The sequence below is a fragment of the Pseudoalteromonas prydzensis genome, from assembly GCF_001661495.1.
In the GTDB taxonomy this organism is placed as follows: domain Bacteria; phylum Pseudomonadota; class Gammaproteobacteria; order Enterobacterales; family Alteromonadaceae; genus Pseudoalteromonas; species Pseudoalteromonas prydzensis.
The window spans coordinates 271,326-291,061 of the sequence record NZ_BDDT01000005.1 but is presented as its reverse complement, the minus strand read 5'-3'; the positions used below and the strand labels follow the sequence as shown (position 1 = coordinate 291,061).

Sequence of the window (19,736 nt, the reverse complement as noted above, 5' to 3'; positions counted from 1 at the left end):
TTAGCACTCAGTTCAGTTAATTTGCGCGGATGATACGCACTTAAATCGGTAATTCAAGTTTAGATGATTTTGTGCGTATTATTGAGGTCATATGTCAGCCTATAACAATAAAAACACAAAACAGTAATTTACGAAGTGAACGATGGCGTTAAACATCTTTATGTAAGTAGTGCCACACGGTTTTAAATAGCTTTTCTGCATCGATTGGTTTTGTTAAGTAACCGTCCATACCAACCGCGAGCGCTTTTTTAACGTCGTCATCATGGGCATTTGCAGACAAAGCAATAATAGGCAACTGATGCATAAATAATTCATAACGGATCACTTTGGTTGCTTGCAAGCCATCCATATTCGGCATTTGAATATCCATTAGCACTAAATCATAACGTGTTTCAGAGACTTTCTCTATTGCCTCAAAACCATCACTGGCCACATCAGCAATACAACCTTTGGTTTTTAATATCGCAGTAGCAACATGTTGGTTTAGCGGGTTATCTTCGACTAATAATATTTTAAATGCAGCAAAAGATAAGTTGCTTGTATCAATATCATTAAATTGCGGCTCTAATTGCTCTGCTTTAACCAACGGTGAATTGAGCGGTAAAGTAAAGGTAAACGTTGAGCCCTGCCCTTCTTCGCTAGCTAAGCTAATCGTCCCGCCCATTAATTCAACCAGCTTTTTGCAAATACTTAACCCTAGTCCAGTGCCACCAAACTGTCGCGAGGTTGAGCTATCAGCTTGAGCAAAAGGTTGAAAGAGCTGCTGTTGCGCCGTTTGGCTAATACCAATACCAGTGTCACTGACACTAAAGTAGATGCTGTCGCCTTGTTGCCACACTTTTAATGTAATAGCCCCCGCAGTGGTAAATTTAATCGCATTATTTAATAAGTTAAGCAGCACTTGCTTTAACCGGATGGGATCACAATCTAGTTGCAGATCAGTATCACTGTCGATCTCTAATTTCAATTGCAGCGACTTTAGATCGGCCTCAAATTGCACTAAATTAATTAACTCATCAATTAACTTATCTAATGCAATGGATTCTTGCATTAGATCTAGCTTACCTGCTTCCATCTTTGAAAAATCCAGCACATCATTTAATACCCGTAGCAACACGCTTAGTGCGCCATCGGCCTGTTCTATATAACGACGTGCTTGTTGCCAGTCTTGCTGCTGCAATGCTAAATAATGCAACCCTTTAATACCATTTATTGGCGTGCGTACTTCGTGACTCATATTGGCTAAAAACTGGCTTTTGATCTGACTGGCTTCATCTGCTTTTTGTTTTTCTTGCCGTAAAACGCGAGTTTGTTGAGCCACTTGCTCCCTCACTTGAATATTAGTGCCTGTTACTGAAATTAAGAAAGTGATCAGTAACCAAACAAATAACATTCCTAGTATTTGCGCAAACCAGTACATTATCCATGACGTTTTTGTTTTTGGCTCAAGTAATTGTATTTGCCAAATTCGCTCACCAAGCTCTAATTGGTATTCTCGTAACAGTTCAATATCAGTACGATCAGTGCGATAAATTAATAATCTATTTTGCGCATCAGTGACATCATAAAAATGTGCACTTATTTGACTGTGATGATTTATTTGTAAGGTGTTTGCTAAACGTGCAAAACTCACCACCGCGACCACAAAACCTCTAAAATCAACTTGTGTATTTAAATCATTATATACTGGGCTGATAAACAACACGCCCTGCTCGCGCGTTTTATTCTGTAATAGCTTAATCGGCTCAGTAACCACTAATTCATTCAATGATTTTGACAACATTAATGCGCTGCGGCGCTGACTGCTCGACGCTAAATCAAAACCAATAATCTCTTCATTACCTATAATTGGATAGGTGTATTGCACTGGGTAATAAACATCTCGCTCACTAACGGGCTGCCAGTGTCCTGCTGAAGATTGCTCTTTAATGTAAAACTTACTTTGCTCAGCTTGCTGCTGGCGAACGCTCTGTTGATAATCACGACTTTGCCCTGCAGGTACGTAAGGCACCCATTCAAAGGCGAGAATTTCATTACTGTAATCCAGCTGTTTTGAAGTAAAACGCTCAAATTCATCATTACTTACTCCATCACTACTGGCAAAGAAAGTTGAAAGTAATGCTAAGTGCCCGGTAATCTCATCTAATTTATGGTTTATTTCTGACTGCACTTCTGCAACCTTCGCTTCCTGCTTTTGAATATCTTTATCTCTTTTAACGCTGGCTGCCGCATAAAAGCTGATACTGATCACTATATAAATAAGTATCGCCGGTAAAATAACTTGTAAACGGTGACGCATCTGCGCGTAATTAAACGCGGCGAGTATTAATGGCGTAAATATTAACACCCCAATACTGTCACCAATCCACCACGCGACAAAGTTATCAAAGGCAACATGCACAGGAATTACATTATTAAAGACTAATAAACTAGTGCCAATAGCAGCTGCTGTAACACAGCAAACAGGCCCGGCAATGATTAAGCTTTGCACACTGTGCTTTAAAGAAGATAAATCTAATGGCGCTTTGATTATTCTAATTATAATAAAACAACCTAGCCAAGCCTGTAATATTGCAGCTAGTGAAACCAGTAAGGCTTGTAAGAACACTTGCCAATGTAAAATGTCTACAACGCGGTCGAGATGAATTAAATTAGTAAGCAGTGCCCCCAGTAAAATACCTAAAAAAGCACGTCGCCCACACAATAAAAAACCAGCCAGTGCAATACCTGACGGCGGCCAAGAAGCAACCGCATAACCATCGATTGCCAGTAAGGAGTTACTAAAGAAGCCGGTAATAAAATAAGTAAAAGCAAGACTAAACGTCAGAGTAAATATATTTTTCAATGCTCTGACGCTCCCTTGCTGGTATGGATAACACTACGCCTTACAAATATAGATCGAGTGCTTTTTGTGGTTGTGCGCTTTTACTATAACTAAGCTGGGCTTGGGCCAAATATGCTTTGCTATTTTCTCGAGTTAACGCTTTATCAAATACCCGCGCAGCGAGATCGTATTCACCATGAGCATTCGCCAGACAAGCAAGCGCGAGTAACAATGCTTGATTGTCTGGGTCTTTCTTCAATGCATCTTGTAAACTTGCTTGTAATTTAAGTGCATCCCCAGGCGCTGATACTTTTAAAACCTGAGCAAGCTCGTTGTGCTGCTCTGGTTTTTTCAGCATTTTTAATAAGCTTAGCTCTATTTCATTTAGGCGCCCTGCTTTTGCCATCGCAGCTAAGTAACAGCTATGCGCTTTAACTTTTAGGTTTTTAGATAGTTGCTGATACTTATCGGTTAATTGCGATTCTGGTTGTGCCATAAAATAGCTGGTTAATAATATCGACCACTGGCTGTCAGTTAACGCTTTTTTACTCAGTAAACGCGGCATAAACTGCTCAAGCGCAGCCCACTTTTGCTGTTGTACAAGTACTTCGGCATACAGTTTTAGTTCCAAGGCGGTGGCTTTTTTAGCTTCTGCCAAGGCTTTCAATTCACCTGTTACAGTACTGCTGTCACCACTGGCAAGCCATAACTTGACAGCTTTAAGCTGATTGTCTGGACTAATTTTATCTAACTGTTCGATTGCTTTGCTGGCATCATTATTTTGTAGCGCTGCTTTAGCAAGCATCGCATGACGTAGATCCTGCCAAGGCTCTGCCACACTGTTATTGGCAAGCGCCAGTTCAAGCTGTTCATAGTCGCTATTTACTAAGCTCCAAACACCTTGCTCTATCGCGGCTTGTTTACGCTCCTCACTGCGAGCGAAAAAACGATGACGAGTATTGCTGTACATAGACCATATATAGCGAATAAGTTTATAAGTTAAATATAAACCGAGCGCGAAAACCAAAATGGTCGCGCAAAATGCGACGATCGATCCTTCAATAGTGGTTTGATTAAACGAGATTAATACATAACCCACTTCACCTATCAACATAGGTGATACAGCAAGTAAAACTGCAATAGCTAAAATAACTAATATTAAGCGGATCATTTTGCCCACTCCTTGACCTGCTCAGTACTTTGCAAGGTGATAGATGGGCTAAAGTTTAATTGTTCCTTGCTCAGCTCCTGCAGTGCTTTAAGCGTACTTTTAGTTAGCGCATCATCGTGTTTAAAATAATCTTTTACTAATACTTCAGCCTGGCTCAGTGCCGTAAAATAAACGCTGGCTTGTTTCGTCAACAGTGCATCCTGCGCTTGTGCTAAATATAAGCTCAATCGTTGTTGAATTAAGTGACGCTCTTGCTCTGTCAATAATGGTTCTATAGCAATATCTTCACGCTGACGAATTTTAATAAAGTTATCTTTAAATTGCTGCCAAGAATTAGCTAAGTTTTGCTGCCAATCACTGACGTTTTCACTCAATGCATGCTGATCTTCTTGCTCCACTTCTTGTGGTAATGCTACAGCATTAAAAACAAGTTTATCGATTTGTCCTAGCAGGCCATGTAACTGTAAATAAATTGCTTCTATCGCAACGGGTTCAACGGTGCTAAGTGCTTGCAAGTCTTGGTGTATCGCTTGGCGAATAGCGCCCGTGCCCGGATGTTCGGCAAGTAACGTATCTAAGCGAGTTAGTACGGCCGTTGCACCTTGGTAATCTTTTTCAGCCCACAATTTAAACTCAGCCATACGCTGCAAGCTGGTTACTTCTTGTGGGTTAAGGCTATACGCTTGTTGCTCTGCTCGCTGTAACGCGCTTTCTAATTGCTGCTGTGTTTCAGTTTTGCTTGCAGCTAAAGCTGCGGTCACTTTTTGCTCGCTATTAAACAACGCTTGTTGCAAGGTTTGCTGAGCAACTTTAACGGCTTGTAATTCCTTACTAAGTAGTTGATTGTCAGCTGATAGCTGATTGATCAATTGATTGGCTTGCTGCTGCGTATTTAATTTTTGATAAAACTGATAACCCACACCAGATGCCACAATCAACGAAATTAATAATGCTAAGCTGCCAGTTTTACTTACTTTTTGTTTGTTAGTTGGGTTTGTTTTTTGATTCATAGCAAAGTCTTTTTTTGTTGCCGAAGGAGAGTCTGCAACCTTAGCATTCACTTTGGTTGTACTGCTTTGTGCTGCCTTTGTGTCAGCAGGCTGAGATGTTGGCTGTTTATCTTCACTCATAAGGGTACCTTCGCTGATACAAGTAAACATTGCGCTATCACTTGCACCCGCGGCAATGTGTATATTTGCCGAGTCAATCTGCTGCGCCGCAAGGTGTTCGCTAATGCGAGCACTGGCAACATAAAACTGACAGTGTCTTAACCATTCTAGTTGCTGTACGCTGAGCTGGCGAAAAATCGCATCAACGGCCGCATTACTTGTTATGACTATACCTTTAACATCAATGCTTTGCCAGTGGTCTAGCCAGTCAGTTGAATTCCCCTCAACAGGGCTACGTTGATAAACCACTAAATTATTTAAAAATGCACCACGCTGCTTGAGAGTCTTTGCAATAGTAGGGCGGCCGTCTTTGCCTTTCACTAAAACAATATTCTGCCCATCAATCTGCTGTAATGACTTAAGCGCTAACAACCCTTCTGAATCATGTTGCTTCGGGACCGCGGCACGTACGCCAAACGCCTGCCAAATGGCTTCTGCGGTTTGTTCACCAACGGCATAAAACTGTGCTTTGGTATTTATATCCGGCTTAAGGCTCAGCAGCGCATTAACAGCATCTTGAGAGATAAAAATAATTTTATCGGCATTCAATAAGGGGCTGAGCTGGGTGTTGCTTGGAGTGAAATAATCAATCTTTAAAACCGGAAATAAGGTCGCCTGATAACCCTCCTGCGACAGTTGCTGCGCAAGGTCAGCGCCTTTTCCATGTGGGCGAGTTATCAGGATCTGTGACATTTATGCGTCTCTATATACGTCTGCTAAAATTTTATCTGCGCCTAATGCAAGTAATTGCTCGGCCAGTTGTACACCCAGTTGTTCTGCATCAATTGCCTTACCACTGATTTCTGCGCGTAATATTTCGCTGCCATCAATCGCACCAACTAAGCCGCGTAAATGCACTTGTTCGCCATCAACTAAAGCATAAGCGCCAATGGGTACTTGGCAACCGCCTTCTAAACGGCGATTCATGGCACGCTCTGCATTTACCCGAATGCGTGTTTCATTGTGCTCCAGTGGTGCAAGTAGCGCTTTGGTTACTTCATCATCAATACGGCATTCAATACCGACTGCACCTTGGCCATTGGCTGGTAGTGATTGCTCAGGCTCAATAAAAGCTTTAATACGGTCATGCATTTCTAAACGAATTAACCCAGCGGCGGCTAAAATAACCGCATCATATTGGCCATCATCAAGCTTAGCTAAACGAGTATTCACATTACCACGTAAATCACGAATTTCTAAATCAGGTCGCAATGCGCGTATTTGGCACTGACGGCGTAAACTAGATGTACCAACAATAGCACCTTGTGGTAACTGTGCAATGTTATCAAAGCTATTTGATACAAACGCGTCGCGTGGATCTTCACGCTCACAAATAGTGTGTAATGCTAAACCTTGTGGGAAATCTACCGGTACATCTTTCATCGAATGCACGGCAATATCAGCACGGCCATCTAGCATGGCTTGTTCAAGCTCTTTAACAAACAGTCCTTTGCCACCAATTTTTGCTAAAGGTGTATCGAGAATAATATCGCCTTGGGTAGACATAGGCACTAACTCAACAGTAAGGTCAGCATGGAAATGCTCAAGTTGTGCTTTTACAAATTCAGCTTGCCATAATGCTAAGGCACTTTTACGTGTAGCAATACGGATAAGTTGAGATTTTTGTGTCACTTTTTCAGTCATAAAAGGAGTCCAATTAATTTTCTTTGCTAAGTCTTAAAATATGCTAATCAATTACTCAGCTAAAATGCGAAATTCTTTTTGTGCCAATAAACGGCCCTGTTCATCAACAACATCAACGCGCCAATTGCCAACTTGTTCAGGTAAAATAGTTTTATTTGAGAAAGTACGATAGCGAGGAGAGGTCACATCAAGTTCAATGCTTGCTTGCACTTCATCTTCATAGCGCCAAACATGCTTTACTTTTTGTCCTTGCAGATTTTTAAGTTCGCTAAAAAATGCCATCGTGTCAGTAAATTCATTGAAACGTACATCTGCTTTAAATACATTCACAGGTTCACGATCCACAACTTCACGCGTCAGTACCGCACGACTTACTTTGTCAGTATCAATTCGTGCACCAAGTGCAACACTGGCAACATGTGCTGAATCGGAAAAGCTATCAACGGGGTCTGCTACGCCACTTTGTTCTAGCAACTCATCATTGCTATCAGGTGTAACTACAGTGCTAACTGCTGGAGTCTCACTTTGTTCAGGCTCACTCACAGCAACAACTTGTGGCTCTGGCTCAGTTACTAATGCAGTAATATCACCCTGGTTGTTTTCACTAACGGCTGCGATAACGGGCGCTGCCGGGGCTGGTTCAAGCTCTTCACCTTCATTATCTGATGTAGCAAGTGGTATGGCTTCATCTGCAACGGCCTCACTAACTAACGGAGTCGGATTGTCTGTTGGTTGTTGTTCATTCTGCTCTGCGTTAACCGAGCCTAATAGGCTATAAGTAAAAATAACTAACGCAAATACCACTAATAACATAACTGTCAGAATGCGCTTCCAGTGCCATTGATAGGTTACTTCAGGGGCGATAGGTGCTGCCGCACGACTCATATTTGCTGTGATCACTATTTTTTGTTTCATTTTAGCCTCGGCTACTCAACACTATTAACTTAAGCGAGCAATCAACCAATGACGGATCGCCAAAAGCTCTTCCCCACAGACCTGGTGGCCCATTGGGTAATCTTGCCAACTTACCTCCATGTTATGCGCTGTTAATACATCAAACGCATGACGACCAGCCTCACAAGGAACAACTGGATCTTGACTACCATGAGCCATAAATACATTTAAATCTGTGTGTTTTGCTTCTGCGGTTAATTTCTCAGGCACGCACATGTATGTCGACAGCGCCATTACACCAGCCAGCTTCTGCTGTAAGCGCGGTGCTAAATGCAGCGTAATAACGCCACCTTGTGAAAAACCCGCCAAAATAATTTTATCCGCAGCAATACCATTATCAAGCTCTTGGTTAATTAGCTGCTCAACTTTAGCTGCTGATTCACGAACTCCAGTTTCATCAGCCCGTTTGTCTAAATCCATTGATTTAATATCATACCAAGAACGCATTGCCATACCACCATTAATGGTGACCGGTTGCACTGGCGCATGAGGAAACACAAACCGCAAACCTAGCTCATCAGGTAACGCAAGTTGTGAGGCAACAGGTAAAAAACCATCGCCTGAATCACCTAAACCATGTAACCAGATAATCGTCGCTTTATGTTCACCCTTAGCTGGGTACTCTACAAACGCTAAACTCATAACTCTGATTGCCACTGCACAGTTTGACCTGCTTGACGCGTGGCTGCTTCATTCATAAATTGCCAAAACTCAGCGCCTGAGCGGTTATCAATCCACTGATCACCACGTAATTCAAAGTGATGACCATTAAACTTAGTCGCAACCCATACTTGATGTAAAGGCGCTTGCTTATTAATGACAATTTTACTGCGATCCGCAAAAATAATTTCCAAAATGCCTTCGGCAGATTCATAGTCTAAGTCGGCTTCACAGTCATCCACTTGTTCTTCAATAGTGAACATAAGTGCTTCGGCTAATTGGTGGTATTCATGATCAGTCATAATTGTTTCCTTTTACGGGCATTTAGCCAGGTATTCGGTACGAATTGCATGCAGACAGTGTAACAGGAATAAATTCATCCGCGAATAGCTGCATTTTTTAGATATTCTGTTAATCTGCGATTATAAAGCCAGCAACACGATTAATCTAATGAAAGAGATGCATCTTAAACAATTAACACGACTTTCCCCACTCAGTGTACTTCTTATCGCTTTAGCTGGTTGCGGACAAAGCGGGCCATTGTATTTACCAGACGATAAAGTCGAACCAAATCAAAAAGAACAAGTAGCGCCACCCGCTACCAAAACACCATCATCAACAACCGAATCGAAACAGGACCACTAATGGACTTTTTTGACTATAAAAATAATCAACTGCACGCTGAAGACATCGCTGTCAATGAGCTTGCAGCACAATATGGCACCCCTTGCTATATTTATTCACGTAAAACCTTTGAGCGCCATTACCTTGCCTTTGCCGAGGCTGCTAGCAATCACAAAAACTTAGTCTGTTATGCGGTTAAAGCTAATTCAAACATCGCGGTGTTAAACGTGTTAGCTCGTTTAGGATCAGGGTTTGATATTGTTTCCAAAGGGGAACTTGCACGCGTCATTGCAGCCGGTGGTGATGCTAAAAAAGTGGTGTTTTCAGGGGTTGCTAAAACAGCTGACGAAATTGCCTATGCACTAAAGCTGGGTATTAAATGCTTTAACGTTGAGTCTGTATCTGAACTAGACCGCATTTCTCAGGTTGCCAGCGAACTTAACTTGGTCGCACCTATTTCGATTCGTGTTAATCCAGATATCGACGCTAAAACTCATCCATATATTTCTACAGGTTTGAAAGAGAATAAATTTGGTATTGATATTTTGACCGCTGTTAGCGTTTATCAATATGCTGCGTCTTTACCTGGTTTAAAAATCACTGGTGTTGATTGCCACATCGGCTCGCAGCTAACAGAGATCAAACCATTTCTCGAAGCGCTAGACAAAGTACTGGCTCTAATTGACGATTTAAAAGCCAACGGTATTGAACTCAGCCACTTAGATATTGGCGGCGGTTTAGGCGTACCATACAACGGTGAAACCCCACCACACCCAAGTGAATATGTGGCACATATCACCAAGCGCTTAACCAACTACCAACACCTAGAGCTGATTTTTGAACCAGGCCGTGCCATTGCCGCCAATGCGGGAATTTTAGTAACTAAAGTTGAGTTTATTAAACAAAACCAAGATAAGTATTTTGCAATTGTTGATGCAGGTATGAACGATATGTTGCGCCCAGCTTTATACCAAGCATGGCAAAACATTGTGCCGGTAACACCGCGTAATGACGACACACCAACCTGTAACTTTGACATTGTTGGCCCTGTGTGTGAAACAGGTGACTTTTTAGGTAAAGATCGCATGTTGGCATTGCAACAAGGTGATTTACTTGCGCAGCGCAGTGCTGGTGCATACGGCTTTACTATGAGCTCTAATTATAATTCGCGCCCTCGCGTGGCAGAGATTATGGTTGATGGCGAGCAAAGTCATTTGATCCGCGCTCGTGAAACTCTTGAAAGTCTATGGCAAGGTGAGAAAATTTTACCATAAACTTTTTGTAACCAGGCTGCTCTGTGGCATGATTAGCGCAGAGCAACCCGAATTAGAGCGCTATGTTAGTTAATTTTTCCAAAATGCACGGCCTAGGCAACGATTTTGTTGTGATTGATAACATTACACAAAACGTTTTCTTGTCACGAGACCAAATAAAAAAACTGGCAGATCGCCACTTCGGCATCGGCTTTGACCAGCTATTGATGGTTGAAGCGCCTTACTCTCCCGATCTCGATTTCCATTATCGTATTTTCAATGCCGACGGTAACGAAGTAGAACAATGTGGCAATGGTGCTCGCTGCTTTGCTCGTTTTGTGCGGATGAAAGGCCTTACCAACAAGCATAAAGTCACTGTATCGACTAAATCAGGCAACCTCACGTTGTATATCGAAAAAGATGGCCAAGTTACAGTAAATATGGGCCATCCAAATTTCGAACCAAGCAAAATTCCGCTCAAAGCCACTAAGCGTGAACTCACTTATATTATTCGTGCTGATGAACATACCGTATTTAGTGGTGCAGTCTCTATGGGTAATCCGCATTGTGTACTTGAAGTTGACGATATAAACACCGCAGATGTAACGACTTTAGGCCCCTTGCTTGAGAACCACGAACGTTTTCCACAGCGGGTTAACGTAGGTTTTATGCAAGTGATCAACCCTGAGCATATTAAACTGCGGGTATGGGAGCGCGGCGTTAACGAAACGCTGGCTTGCGGTACCGGCGCTTGTGCCGCTATGGTGATAGGCCAAATTCAAAGTAAGCTCTCTACCACGGTACAGGTCGATTTGCCTGGCGGTAGTTTGCAAATTCGTTGGCAAGGTGAAGGCCACCCGGTAAGGATGACAGGCCCTGCTGAACATGTATTTGATGGACAAGTTGCTTTATGAGTCATATTACACCTGAACAAGTTGCTGATTTTTTACGTGAAAACCCTAGTTTTTTGCAGCAAAATAACGACCTTTTGGCGCAACTAGAGCTCCAGCAACATGCACAAGGTGCGACTTCATTAGTACATATTCAGCAACGGCAATTACGAGAGCACAATACGATGCTTAAGAGTAAAATTGCCACCTTAATTGCACATGCCAAAGAAAATGAGCTCATTTATAGCCTGTTTAGCGAATGTCATCGCCAACTGTGGACTAACTACGACTTTAAAACTTTAGCAATTAACCTGCGTAATATTATTTGCACTAATCCTGCCATTAGCGAATGTCACTTGCTAAGGTATGAAAGTCAATTTGATAAGCTAATTGCTCATCGTTTACAACCTGACGGCGTTTATCTAGGTCGCGTGAATCAGCAAGAGCGCGACTTACTGTTTAACGTTGAGATCCAATCAACCGCCCTCTATTTAATTGGTAACAGTCAACACCCAATCGCTATTTTGGCGTTTGGTAGTAAAGATCCTAACCACTTCGAACCAGCAAAAGACAGTTTGTTTGTGCTTGAATTTGTACGCTCATTACAACTTAGATTGCTGGAGCTGGAACAGGAACTTGCATGAGCGAACAGCTCCCGCCTGATATAGATGAACTTTGCGAACAGCTGAGCGATGCATGGCGTACGCCTATTCAACAATTTAGCGACTACCTAAAATTTGAGAAACAATACTCTCCACACACAATAATTCAATACACCAGCCAGCTTGGCTTTGCCGCTTTGTATTTCAGCAAACTTTGCAATGATTGGTCAAATGTGCAAGGCGAGCATATTCGTCGTTACAGTATGCAACTGCGCAGCAAACAATTAAGCGGGCGCACAATTAGCTTAAAACTTAGCTGTATTCGCAGCTTGTATAAATTTTTAAAAACTAAAAATACTAGCCAACAAGCTCATTACCATAATCCAGCAGACGCAATCAAGGGGCCTAAATTTGCCAAGCCATTACCGAAAAATCTCGATGTCGATCAGATGGCTCGGTTACTTGATATTCACGACGACGATCCGCTGGCAATACGTGACCAAGCGATAATGGAATTAATGTACTCTTCTGGTTTGAGGATCAGCGAGCTAGTAGGCGCTAACTTGCAAGATATTAACCGTAGTTCAGCTGAGATTTTAGTCAGAGGTAAAGGTAATAAAGAGCGGTTGTTACCTGTCGGCGGCAAAGCACTCGAATCATTAAATAAGTGGCTAAAACTTCGCCCACAATTTGCCCACCCAGATGAAGTGGCCATCTTTGTCAGCAGTAAAAAATGCCGGATCTCAGCCCGCCATGTACGCCTGCGCATGCAAGAATGGGGTATAAAACAAGGTATTAGCAGCCAAGTACATCCGCATAAATTGCGCCATTCATTCGCCTCACATATTCTAGAATCATCAGGCGACTTACGAGCTGTACAAGAGTTACTAGGACATAGCAGCTTATCAGCAACACAAGTGTACACGCATTTAGATTTTCAACATTTAGCAAAAGTGTACGACAACACTCACCCTCGCGCTAAAAAACGCTAAAATACCGACGAACAAGGAGCTGATATGATCCGCTTTAACCGTGCCATTACCCCTTTTTCTGTACTCAGTTTTGATTTAGATGACACTTTATATAACAACCATCCAATCATCAAAGCGGCTGTACAAGCGCAATTTGACTACCTAAACACACTCCCCAACTGGCAGGCACAAGGCAAAGACTATTGGCAGCAATGCCGAGAACAAGCTGCAATTGATAACCCTGAGCTTGTCGATAACGTCACACAATGGCGGAAAAGCACCCTTCGCGTCGCACTTGCCAAGTTAGGCTATCAAGGCGCTGAGCTTGAACAACATGCCAATAATGCGTACCAAGCATTTGCCGATGCACGCAGCCAGATCACAGTCGGTAATGACGTTCTCGAATTACTTGCACAACTAAGTAAGCATTACCGTTTAATTGCTATAACCAATGGTAATGTTGAAATAGAACGGTTTAACTTAAATGGTGTGTTTGAGCTGGTGCTACAAGCAGGCATTCATGGCAAAGCAAAACCCCACGCGACCATGTTTGAGCAAGCATGCAGCCATTTAAACGTAAAGCCACAGCATATTTTACATATTGGTGATAGTCTAGATACTGACGTACACGGCGCGCACAACGCTGGCTGCCAATCTTTGTGGTTAAATAATCAAGCTGCAAACTATGCTTATAAGGGGCTAGCCGACGTTGAAATTAAAGATATTCAAGCACTAAAGTATTTTTTAAAGTAGCTGAGGTTTAACATGAAAAGGACATTCTCCACAGGCATACTCGTTATAGTGCTTACGGTATCTATTGTACTAAATGGCTATTTATTATGGCCAACAGAATTAGTAAAGCCCAATATAGAAGTTGCTTCACAGCCTCAATTAAAGCAACCGCTGGCTAATTTACATAGCCCTCACTACCAACAAGCGATACAGTATTTTAACCAACAACAATTTAGTGCCGCCGTTGCTAGTTATCAACAACTGCAAGCTGCACAGCCACTACAAGCTGAGCAGCTGTATTTTCAATGGCTAAATAGCGTTAAAGATTGGCTTAACGATAATCAACTAACAACCGCTGAGCGTTTTTTGCATGCGTTTTTAACCAGCCATCCATACAACGTCAACATGTTACAACTTGATGCCGAGCGCTTAGTAAAAAACCAGCAGCCCAACCAAGCGATAGTGGCATTGTTAGCAATTAAACCCCTTGCCAATGAAAGCCAGCTAGTCGCCATCAATATGCGCTTAACGCAACTCACTATTGCGCAACTAAAAGCGCTGCATGAACGCCGAGCATGGCAAACTATTACTGAGCAAACTCTGGCATGGCTTGATTATGATAATGAAAATCCACGTTTTCTATTCGCCCTTGCGCATGCTTATTATCAGCTCAATGATCTGGCCAGTGCGCAGTCAAGCTTAGACCGTTTACCAATAGAGCATCCCCTGCAAAGCCAAACAGCAGCACTACAGACACAAATTAACAATGCCATTAACGGCCTTGATAAAATTCCCTTAGAAAAACGAGGGGCACATTATCTTATTGATATCACTATTAATAACGATGTAAATTCGCAACTGATGATAGATACTGGCGCAAGCTTTACGGTGCTACCAAAGCAACTGCTAGAATCTCTGTACCCACAACCAAAATATATCAACAAGATGAGCGTAAATACGGCAAATGGCCAAGTAAACGCAGAGCACTACCGAGTTGATACTATTAAAATTGGCCAACAAATTTTGCACGACTTTGACATTTTGGTGATCAACAATCATAGTGGCTATGGCCTATTAGGAATGAACTTTTTACAACACTTTAAATTTAATATTAATCAGCTCGACAATCAGCTTGAACTAGAAAAACAATAACCTATATTAAGGACAACCATGACACTCAACGATTTTTTAAGCCGCTTAGCTGAACAACCACAACAGCTTGAATTTAGTGACAGTATGGCAGTGATCGAAGCGAATTATAGCTTTACACCGAGCGCTTTTAATAACCACGGTTTAAAAAGTGCTGCTGGTGAAAATAATGGTTCGTGCAAAATCTTTGCGTTTGCAAAGCTCAATCAACTGAGTAAACAAAATACCTTAGATTGCTTTGGCGCATTTTACCGCGAGGATGTATTAGGTAACCCTGACGGCCACGATCATATGAACATTCGTACTTTTATGTTGGCACCAGAAGCGACGCCATTCTTAGGGCTGACTTTTGAGCAAGAAAACGTACTTATTACATCTATTGGCAGCGAAACCGAAAAATAGCGTATATAATTCAAAATGTGAATTTTAAATAACATCAATGAAGGGGTTTATATGACAGACACCACCAATGCAATAAAGCGTATATCACAAGTATCACGTAAAGACCCTCTTATAGATTTAAAAACTCTCAGTGCTATTGCGAAGTCAGCGACAGTGCACGCAAGATTGAGGGCCAAAATGAATCAAGCGACGATTACTATTTCAAAAAATGGGTACATAGTTAAAGTCTCACCTGATGGTCAAGAGACCAAGGTAAAGTCCCTAACAGCTATCAATAACTTCCCTTCTTTAGCTGATGATTTATGCCAAGGCTAAGACTAATTGCAGGACCTAATGGCTCAGGAAAAACGACACTCACGGATGAGTTAAGACAAAAATACGATGTACCTTTAGGTCAATACACCAACCCCGATGAAATTGAGAAGTCACTGTTAATTGATGACCCAATTAAAAGGTCACAACAAGCTCAATTAATATCAAAAGATTTACGACAAAGCTGGTTAGAAAAGAAAATCTCGCACAGCTATGAATCTGTCATGAGCCACCACAGCCATCTTGATTATATAGCCCAAGCAAACGAGTTGGGATTTCAGAGTTATCTTTACTACGTATGCATAAATGATCCTGAAATTAATTTAGGCCGTGTTGATGAACGCGTTATATCAGGAGGCCACCCTGTCCCTCCCGACAAAATTCTAAGCCGCTATCAACGCAGTCTAGAGCAGTTATATGATATGACTAAGCTTTGTCATAGGGCTTATTTTTTCGATAACTCTAACCAGCTTACCCCTTTCGCTGAAGTAACCCCCAACGGTTTTTTAGATATTAAAGAACAAGCTTATAACAAACTACAACCAGTGTGGTTTCGTAGCCATGTACTACTAAAATGGAAAAAAGATAAAATCCGTATTATTCGCTAATTTCATGCCTAAAGTCGCTTTTCCATAAAGTAGCGAGAGCCTGAAAGCGGGTAATTATCTAATTGGTATTTGACTGTATAGCCGTTTTTTTCATAAAACGGTTTTGCTTGAAAATCTAAGGTGTCTAACTGGGCCCACTTAGCGCCAAGCTGTTGCGCATGTTCTTCAATTGTGTGCAATAGCTGAGTTGCTAAGCCATGACCCCGTGCGATATCAGCGCACCACAACCAACTTATCATTAACCAATTGCCAAATACTTGGCCTGTTATCCCTGCCATTACCTGTTGATTTTCGTCAACTAACTTAAATCCTAAAGGAATTCTTTGCGCATCAAAATGTGTTTGATTAAAGGCAACAACCCGGCCTTTCAGTTGTATTAAAAATTCCTCACTGGCATCATCAATCAGTGTGTACATAAGCACCTAGTCATTAATCAAAACCTTAGTATAAATTATTTTTCCCATAAGGGACTTGTAACATATTACTGGTTATTTTCTCGCTCTGGCCACACATTTCGTCATAGGCACTAGTATGTCGCAGTAGCATTTGCATATAACTGAGGTGCTCAAAGCGTTTTTGAATATGCAGTGGGCTTAACCCGCGAATAAAATCGCCCTTGTCGTCCGTAACATAGTATTCAACGTTATTAATCATCACAGAAACTTGATACAGCGCCATTTCCAGTGAATGTACAATGACTTTTTGCAAAGGCTGGTGATTTTTAAGTTCTGATAATTTAATCGCCATCGGGTAACCCTTTTAACAGTAGATTAAGTTATCTGTACGCAGTTTTGATATACTTTGATCAATTTAAATCGTAGTGAATTAATTAATGAGCGAGAAAACCCGCCTAGCTAAATACCTTGCCCATGCAGGCGTCTGCTCTCGTAAACAAGCCTCACGTTTAATTGATGACGCGCTAGTAAGCGTAAATTCTCGCCCTGCAAACCATATTGATCACGTTGATGATAGCGACGATATTCGTGTCAACGGCAAGCGCATTCAAGGTAAAGCCGCACTGGTTTATTATGCCTACCACAAACCTGTGGGGATCGATTGCAAGCTTAATCAGCATGATCCAAGCAGCTTAATTCATCATCTACCAACAGCGACCCGAGTTTATCCAATTGGCAGACTAGATAAAGATTCTCGAGGCCTGCTAATACTGACTAACGATGGGGCGTTTTGTAATCAGCTGATCCACCCTGACTTTCACCAACCAAAACGCTATTTGGTCACCGTTGATAAACCTTTGGATGACGACTTTTGTCAAAAAATGGCGCAAGGCGTTCCTGTAAATAAACAAATAACCTTACCTTGTACGGTACAAAAAATAGCGCAGTGCCAGTTCAGTATCATTTTAAAACAAGGACTTAATCGCCAAATCCGGAAAATGGCGCATTACTGTGGCTATAAGGTGATTGATCTATATCGTGAGCAAATTAGCGATCTTAATCTGGCTACGCTCAACCTCCCTGAAAACAGCTACCTTAAAATCAATAAATTCGATATCTTAAAAAATTAATTAATTTTTGCACAAATTAGTTGCAAAAAATGATTACAGGTGTAATCTTAACTTAAAGATTACATTTGTAGGCTATATATTGATGATTGAATTATCCAAAGCTGAGTTTGAAGTACTTGATGCACTGTGGCTTAGCTACCCAGCTACAGCAAGCCAGATCATTGAACGTTTAAGCGATGAAAAGCAGTGGCACGAAAAAACCATTAAAACCTTACTCGGTCGTCTTGTTAAAAAAGGCGCTCTGAGCTTTGAAAAAGATGGCCGCCAATATATTTATACCCCCTGTATGGAACGTGCTGAATACACCCTCAAAGAAAGCCAAAACTTTATTGAACGATTTTTTAGTGGCCGCATTGCACCTTTAGTAAGTGGTTTTGCGAAATCGGAGCAACTTTCTCAACAAGACATCAACGAGCTTAAAAAAGTCATTGATGACTGGGAAAAGCAGCAAAAGTAAGGATTCAAGATGCTAGAAATAACTTTTAACTGGCTTATTGAGCAACAGTGCCTGCTCAGCATCCTGATAATTAGCCTGCTTCTTTTAGAGCGCTATGCATTAAAATGGCTCAGTGCAAACTTTGTCTATAAGCTGTGGCTGTTAATTCCCGTTACGCTGCTACTCGCTAATTTACCAGCGCACTTAAAACCACTCCAAAATGCCGCAATAAGCACTATGCTGATCACCCCAAATCAAGCCTTGCTGCCTGATTTCAGTATTAATTGGGCGCTGCTATATGGCCTTGTATTGTGTTTATTAGCTTTTATCGCCATGTTGTCACATCAACGCTTTATCAAACAACTGCGTTTGACTGCTCTTAACGATGAGCTATTTGCTAAGGATAATCCAGATATTCAGTTACTACAAAGTGATGCTATCAGTACACCGATGGTGATTGGTTTATTACGTACTCAGTTAGTGCTGCCAACGGGCTATCTGCAGAAAACCGATAGCGCTTCGTTAAAACTCATCATTGAACATGAACAAGTACATATAAAGCGCGCCGATAATCTACTCAATACGTTGCTACTGATGACGACTTTGCTGTTTTGGTTTAACCCATTAGCATGGCTAGGATACTTGAGCTTTAGACGCCTGCAAGAGCTTTCATGTGACGAAAAAGTACTAATTAATAAGAGCACCCAACAACGAATTTTATATAGCAAGGCCCTCATAAGTTGTGCTGCGAATAGCCGTGCAGGCTTGATGGCTTATTCATACTATGGAGATAAAAACACTATGTTACAACGACTCAATCAAATCAAACATAACGGCAATAGTTCAATGATTGCCAAAGGGGCACTGCTGATTTTCGCCGCAGGCATGTTAAGCAGCGTGGCGATTGCTAAACAACCAGCAGCAAAAACCGCTAAGCAAGCAATTTCACCGACTATGCGAATTGAGCCTTTCTACCCAATACAAGCTGCTGAACAAGGTATAAGTGGTTCAGTGGTTTTAAAGTACGATATTAATCCAGCAGGAAATACGGCCAATATCTCGGTAGTTAATGCTAAGCCTGAAGGCGTATTCAATAGGGAAGCGAAAAAAGCATTAAAGCAGTGGCAATACAAGCCTTCAGATTCAGGCTTTAAAGATGTATTGGTACAGCTAGACTTTGCTATAGATAAGCATTACACATCAGAAGATCTAATTGAAAAAATAACCGTCGCGGCTAAATAGGTAATAAAACGCAAAGACCCTAAAGCAAGCGCCTTGTTTAAGCCGCTTGCTTTGGCGTTTTAGTTGTTTTTAAATACACACAACAATCATGGCAACTGCGGTTGCTAATCCAGCAAACCAGACTAATGAGCGCAATACATCTAAATTTAGATAATAAAAGATACAATATAAAACACGCAAAATAATATGGGCGATAGCTAATAATTCAGTAACTTGATGAACATTATTAGTTCCTAAAACAACCGCTAACGCCACTGCAAATACTGCCAGTGATTCAAAGCAATTTTGATGTGCAGCCAACGCTCTTGCACCAAAGCCCGTTAGTTTAGACTGCTGCTCTCTTGGGTGTTTATTGTCGTAGCCATTTAGCTTGTTCATCGCAATCGCTAAGGGTGCTTTTGCAAGGTAAGGCATCAACACAGCGAGTAGCGCACAAATTAATAAAGTAGTCATTGTTGCTCCTTATCATTATTCTCATCAACTTAACATAGCTAAGTGGATAGTGTAAAAAATCGAGCAATAAAAAAGCCGCCATTGCTTACTAAACAATGGCGGCTAACAATAACAT

The 19,736-nt window shown here is 41.6% G+C and carries 23 protein-coding genes; 13 read left to right on the top strand and 10 right to left on the bottom strand.

The genetic code is table 11. From position 1 onward, the window contains the following. Nucleotides 1-148: 148 nt before the first annotated feature. The 7 genes from A7968_RS12160 to cyaY form a co-directional block, all read right to left on the bottom strand. Entirely contained in the window at nt 149-2,845 is a 2,697-nt protein-coding gene (locus A7968_RS12160) for a CHASE domain-containing protein (RefSeq protein ID WP_064666848.1), read from the bottom strand. A gap of 40 nt (nt 2,846-2,885) precedes the next feature. Next, nucleotides 2,886-3,995 (bottom strand): heme biosynthesis HemY N-terminal domain-containing protein, encoded by a 1,110-nt coding sequence (locus A7968_RS12155; RefSeq protein WP_064666847.1) that lies wholly within the window; start codon nt 3,993-3,995, stop codon nt 2,886-2,888. Beyond that, entirely contained in the window at nt 3,992-5,857 is a 1,866-nt protein-coding gene (locus tag A7968_RS12150) for a uroporphyrinogen-III C-methyltransferase (RefSeq protein ID WP_064666846.1), read from the bottom strand. The genes A7968_RS12155 and A7968_RS12150 overlap by 4 nt, the downstream gene beginning before the upstream one ends. Next, the gene (gene hemC / locus A7968_RS12145; RefSeq protein ID WP_064666877.1) at nt 5,858-6,796 is read right to left on the bottom strand and encodes a hydroxymethylbilane synthase; all 939 of its coding nucleotides are present in this window, start codon (nt 6,794-6,796) and stop codon (nt 5,858-5,860) included. A 63-nt stretch (nt 6,797-6,859) separates the two neighbouring features. Beyond that, entirely contained in the window at nt 6,860-7,723 is an 864-nt protein-coding gene (locus A7968_RS12140) for a DUF2914 domain-containing protein (RefSeq protein ID WP_064666845.1), read from the bottom strand. A gap of 24 nt (nt 7,724-7,747) precedes the next feature. Next, complete coding sequence (locus tag A7968_RS12135; protein ID WP_064666844.1) at nt 7,748-8,404, bottom strand: alpha/beta hydrolase; 657 nt, start codon at nt 8,402-8,404, stop codon at nt 7,748-7,750. Next, nucleotides 8,401-8,724 carry an iron donor protein CyaY gene (gene cyaY / locus A7968_RS12130; protein WP_064666843.1) on the bottom strand — a complete coding sequence of 108 codons (324 nt, stop codon included), beginning with the start codon at nt 8,722-8,724 and terminating at the stop codon, nt 8,401-8,403. Before cyaY ends, A7968_RS12135 begins: the two co-directional genes overlap by 4 nt. A 148-nt stretch (nt 8,725-8,872) precedes the next feature. On the opposite strand from cyaY, the gene lptM reads away from it, so the two are divergent. The 10 genes from lptM to A7968_RS12080 all read left to right on the top strand — a co-directional run bounded on the left by lptM (nt 8,873) and on the right by A7968_RS12080 (nt 15,965). Continuing rightward, entirely contained in the window at nt 8,873-9,067 is a 195-nt protein-coding gene (gene lptM / locus A7968_RS12125) for an LPS translocon maturation chaperone LptM (protein ID WP_064666842.1), read from the top strand. Continuing rightward, complete coding sequence (gene lysA, locus A7968_RS12120; protein ID WP_064666841.1) at nt 9,067-10,320, top strand: diaminopimelate decarboxylase; 1,254 nt, start codon at nt 9,067-9,069, stop codon at nt 10,318-10,320. The genes lptM and lysA overlap by 1 nt, the downstream gene beginning before the upstream one ends. A 62-nt stretch (nt 10,321-10,382) precedes the next feature. Beyond that, nucleotides 10,383-11,213 carry a diaminopimelate epimerase gene (gene dapF / locus A7968_RS12115; RefSeq protein ID WP_064666840.1) on the top strand — a complete coding sequence of 277 codons (831 nt, stop codon included), beginning with the start codon at nt 10,383-10,385 and terminating at the stop codon, nt 11,211-11,213. Continuing rightward, on the top strand, nt 11,210-11,833 hold the full coding sequence (locus A7968_RS12110; protein ID WP_064666839.1) for a DUF484 family protein: 624 nt from the start codon (nt 11,210-11,212) through the stop codon (nt 11,831-11,833). The genes dapF and A7968_RS12110 overlap by 4 nt, the downstream gene beginning before the upstream one ends. Then, nucleotides 11,830-12,783 carry a tyrosine recombinase XerC gene (locus A7968_RS12105; protein WP_064666838.1) on the top strand — a complete coding sequence of 318 codons (954 nt, stop codon included), beginning with the start codon at nt 11,830-11,832 and terminating at the stop codon, nt 12,781-12,783. Before A7968_RS12110 ends, A7968_RS12105 begins: the two co-directional genes overlap by 4 nt. Before the next feature lie 24 nt (nt 12,784-12,807). Further along, complete coding sequence (locus A7968_RS12100; protein WP_064666837.1) at nt 12,808-13,515, top strand: HAD-IA family hydrolase; 708 nt, start codon at nt 12,808-12,810, stop codon at nt 13,513-13,515. Between the two features lie 12 nt (nt 13,516-13,527). Beyond that, nucleotides 13,528-14,646, top strand: coding sequence for a TIGR02281 family clan AA aspartic protease (locus A7968_RS12095; protein WP_064666836.1), 1,119 nt, complete (start codon nt 13,528-13,530; stop codon nt 14,644-14,646). An 18-nt stretch (nt 14,647-14,664) separates the two neighbouring features. Next, nucleotides 14,665-15,045: a HopJ type III effector protein gene (locus A7968_RS12090; protein WP_064666835.1), complete on the top strand. Its 381-nt coding sequence runs from the start codon at nt 14,665-14,667 to the stop codon at nt 15,043-15,045. A 51-nt stretch (nt 15,046-15,096) separates the two neighbouring features. After that, nucleotides 15,097-15,360: a hypothetical protein gene (locus A7968_RS12085; RefSeq protein ID WP_064666834.1), complete on the top strand. Its 264-nt coding sequence runs from the start codon at nt 15,097-15,099 to the stop codon at nt 15,358-15,360. Continuing rightward, a complete protein-coding gene (locus A7968_RS12080) occupies nt 15,348-15,965 on the top strand; it encodes an ATPase (RefSeq protein ID WP_064666833.1) in 618 nt (205 codons plus the stop codon). Before A7968_RS12085 ends, A7968_RS12080 begins: the two co-directional genes overlap by 13 nt. Nucleotides 15,966-15,973: 8 nt before the next feature. On the opposite strand, the gene A7968_RS12075 is transcribed toward A7968_RS12080, so the two are convergent. Together A7968_RS12075 and A7968_RS12070 are read right to left on the bottom strand one after the other, a co-directional pair. After that, nucleotides 15,974-16,381 carry a GNAT family N-acetyltransferase gene (locus A7968_RS12075; RefSeq protein ID WP_064666832.1) on the bottom strand — a complete coding sequence of 136 codons (408 nt, stop codon included), beginning with the start codon at nt 16,379-16,381 and terminating at the stop codon, nt 15,974-15,976. A 25-nt stretch (nt 16,382-16,406) separates the two neighbouring features. Next, nucleotides 16,407-16,712, bottom strand: a complete 306-nt coding sequence (locus A7968_RS12070; protein ID WP_064666831.1) for a DUF6482 family protein — start codon at nt 16,710-16,712, stop codon at nt 16,407-16,409. 85 nt (nt 16,713-16,797) lie between these two features. Here A7968_RS12070 and A7968_RS12065 point away from each other — a divergent pair, with 85 nt between their 5' ends. The 3 genes from A7968_RS12065 (at nt 16,798) to A7968_RS12055 (ending at nt 19,168) form a co-directional block, all read left to right on the top strand. Next, nucleotides 16,798-17,490: a pseudouridine synthase gene (locus tag A7968_RS12065; RefSeq protein WP_064666830.1), complete on the top strand. Its 693-nt coding sequence runs from the start codon at nt 16,798-16,800 to the stop codon at nt 17,488-17,490. A gap of 82 nt (nt 17,491-17,572) precedes the next feature. Further along, on the top strand, nt 17,573-17,947 hold the full coding sequence (locus A7968_RS12060) for a BlaI/MecI/CopY family transcriptional regulator (RefSeq protein WP_064666829.1): 375 nt from the start codon (nt 17,573-17,575) through the stop codon (nt 17,945-17,947). A gap of 9 nt (nt 17,948-17,956) precedes the next feature. Continuing rightward, entirely contained in the window at nt 17,957-19,168 is a 1,212-nt protein-coding gene (locus tag A7968_RS12055; RefSeq protein WP_064666828.1) for a M56 family metallopeptidase, read from the top strand. A gap of 69 nt (nt 19,169-19,237) precedes the next feature. Here A7968_RS12055 and A7968_RS12050 read toward each other — a convergent pair whose 3' ends face one another. Beyond that, nucleotides 19,238-19,621, bottom strand: coding sequence for an MAPEG family protein (locus A7968_RS12050; protein WP_064666827.1), 384 nt, complete (start codon nt 19,619-19,621; stop codon nt 19,238-19,240). Between the last annotated feature and the right edge of the window lie 115 nt (nt 19,622-19,736).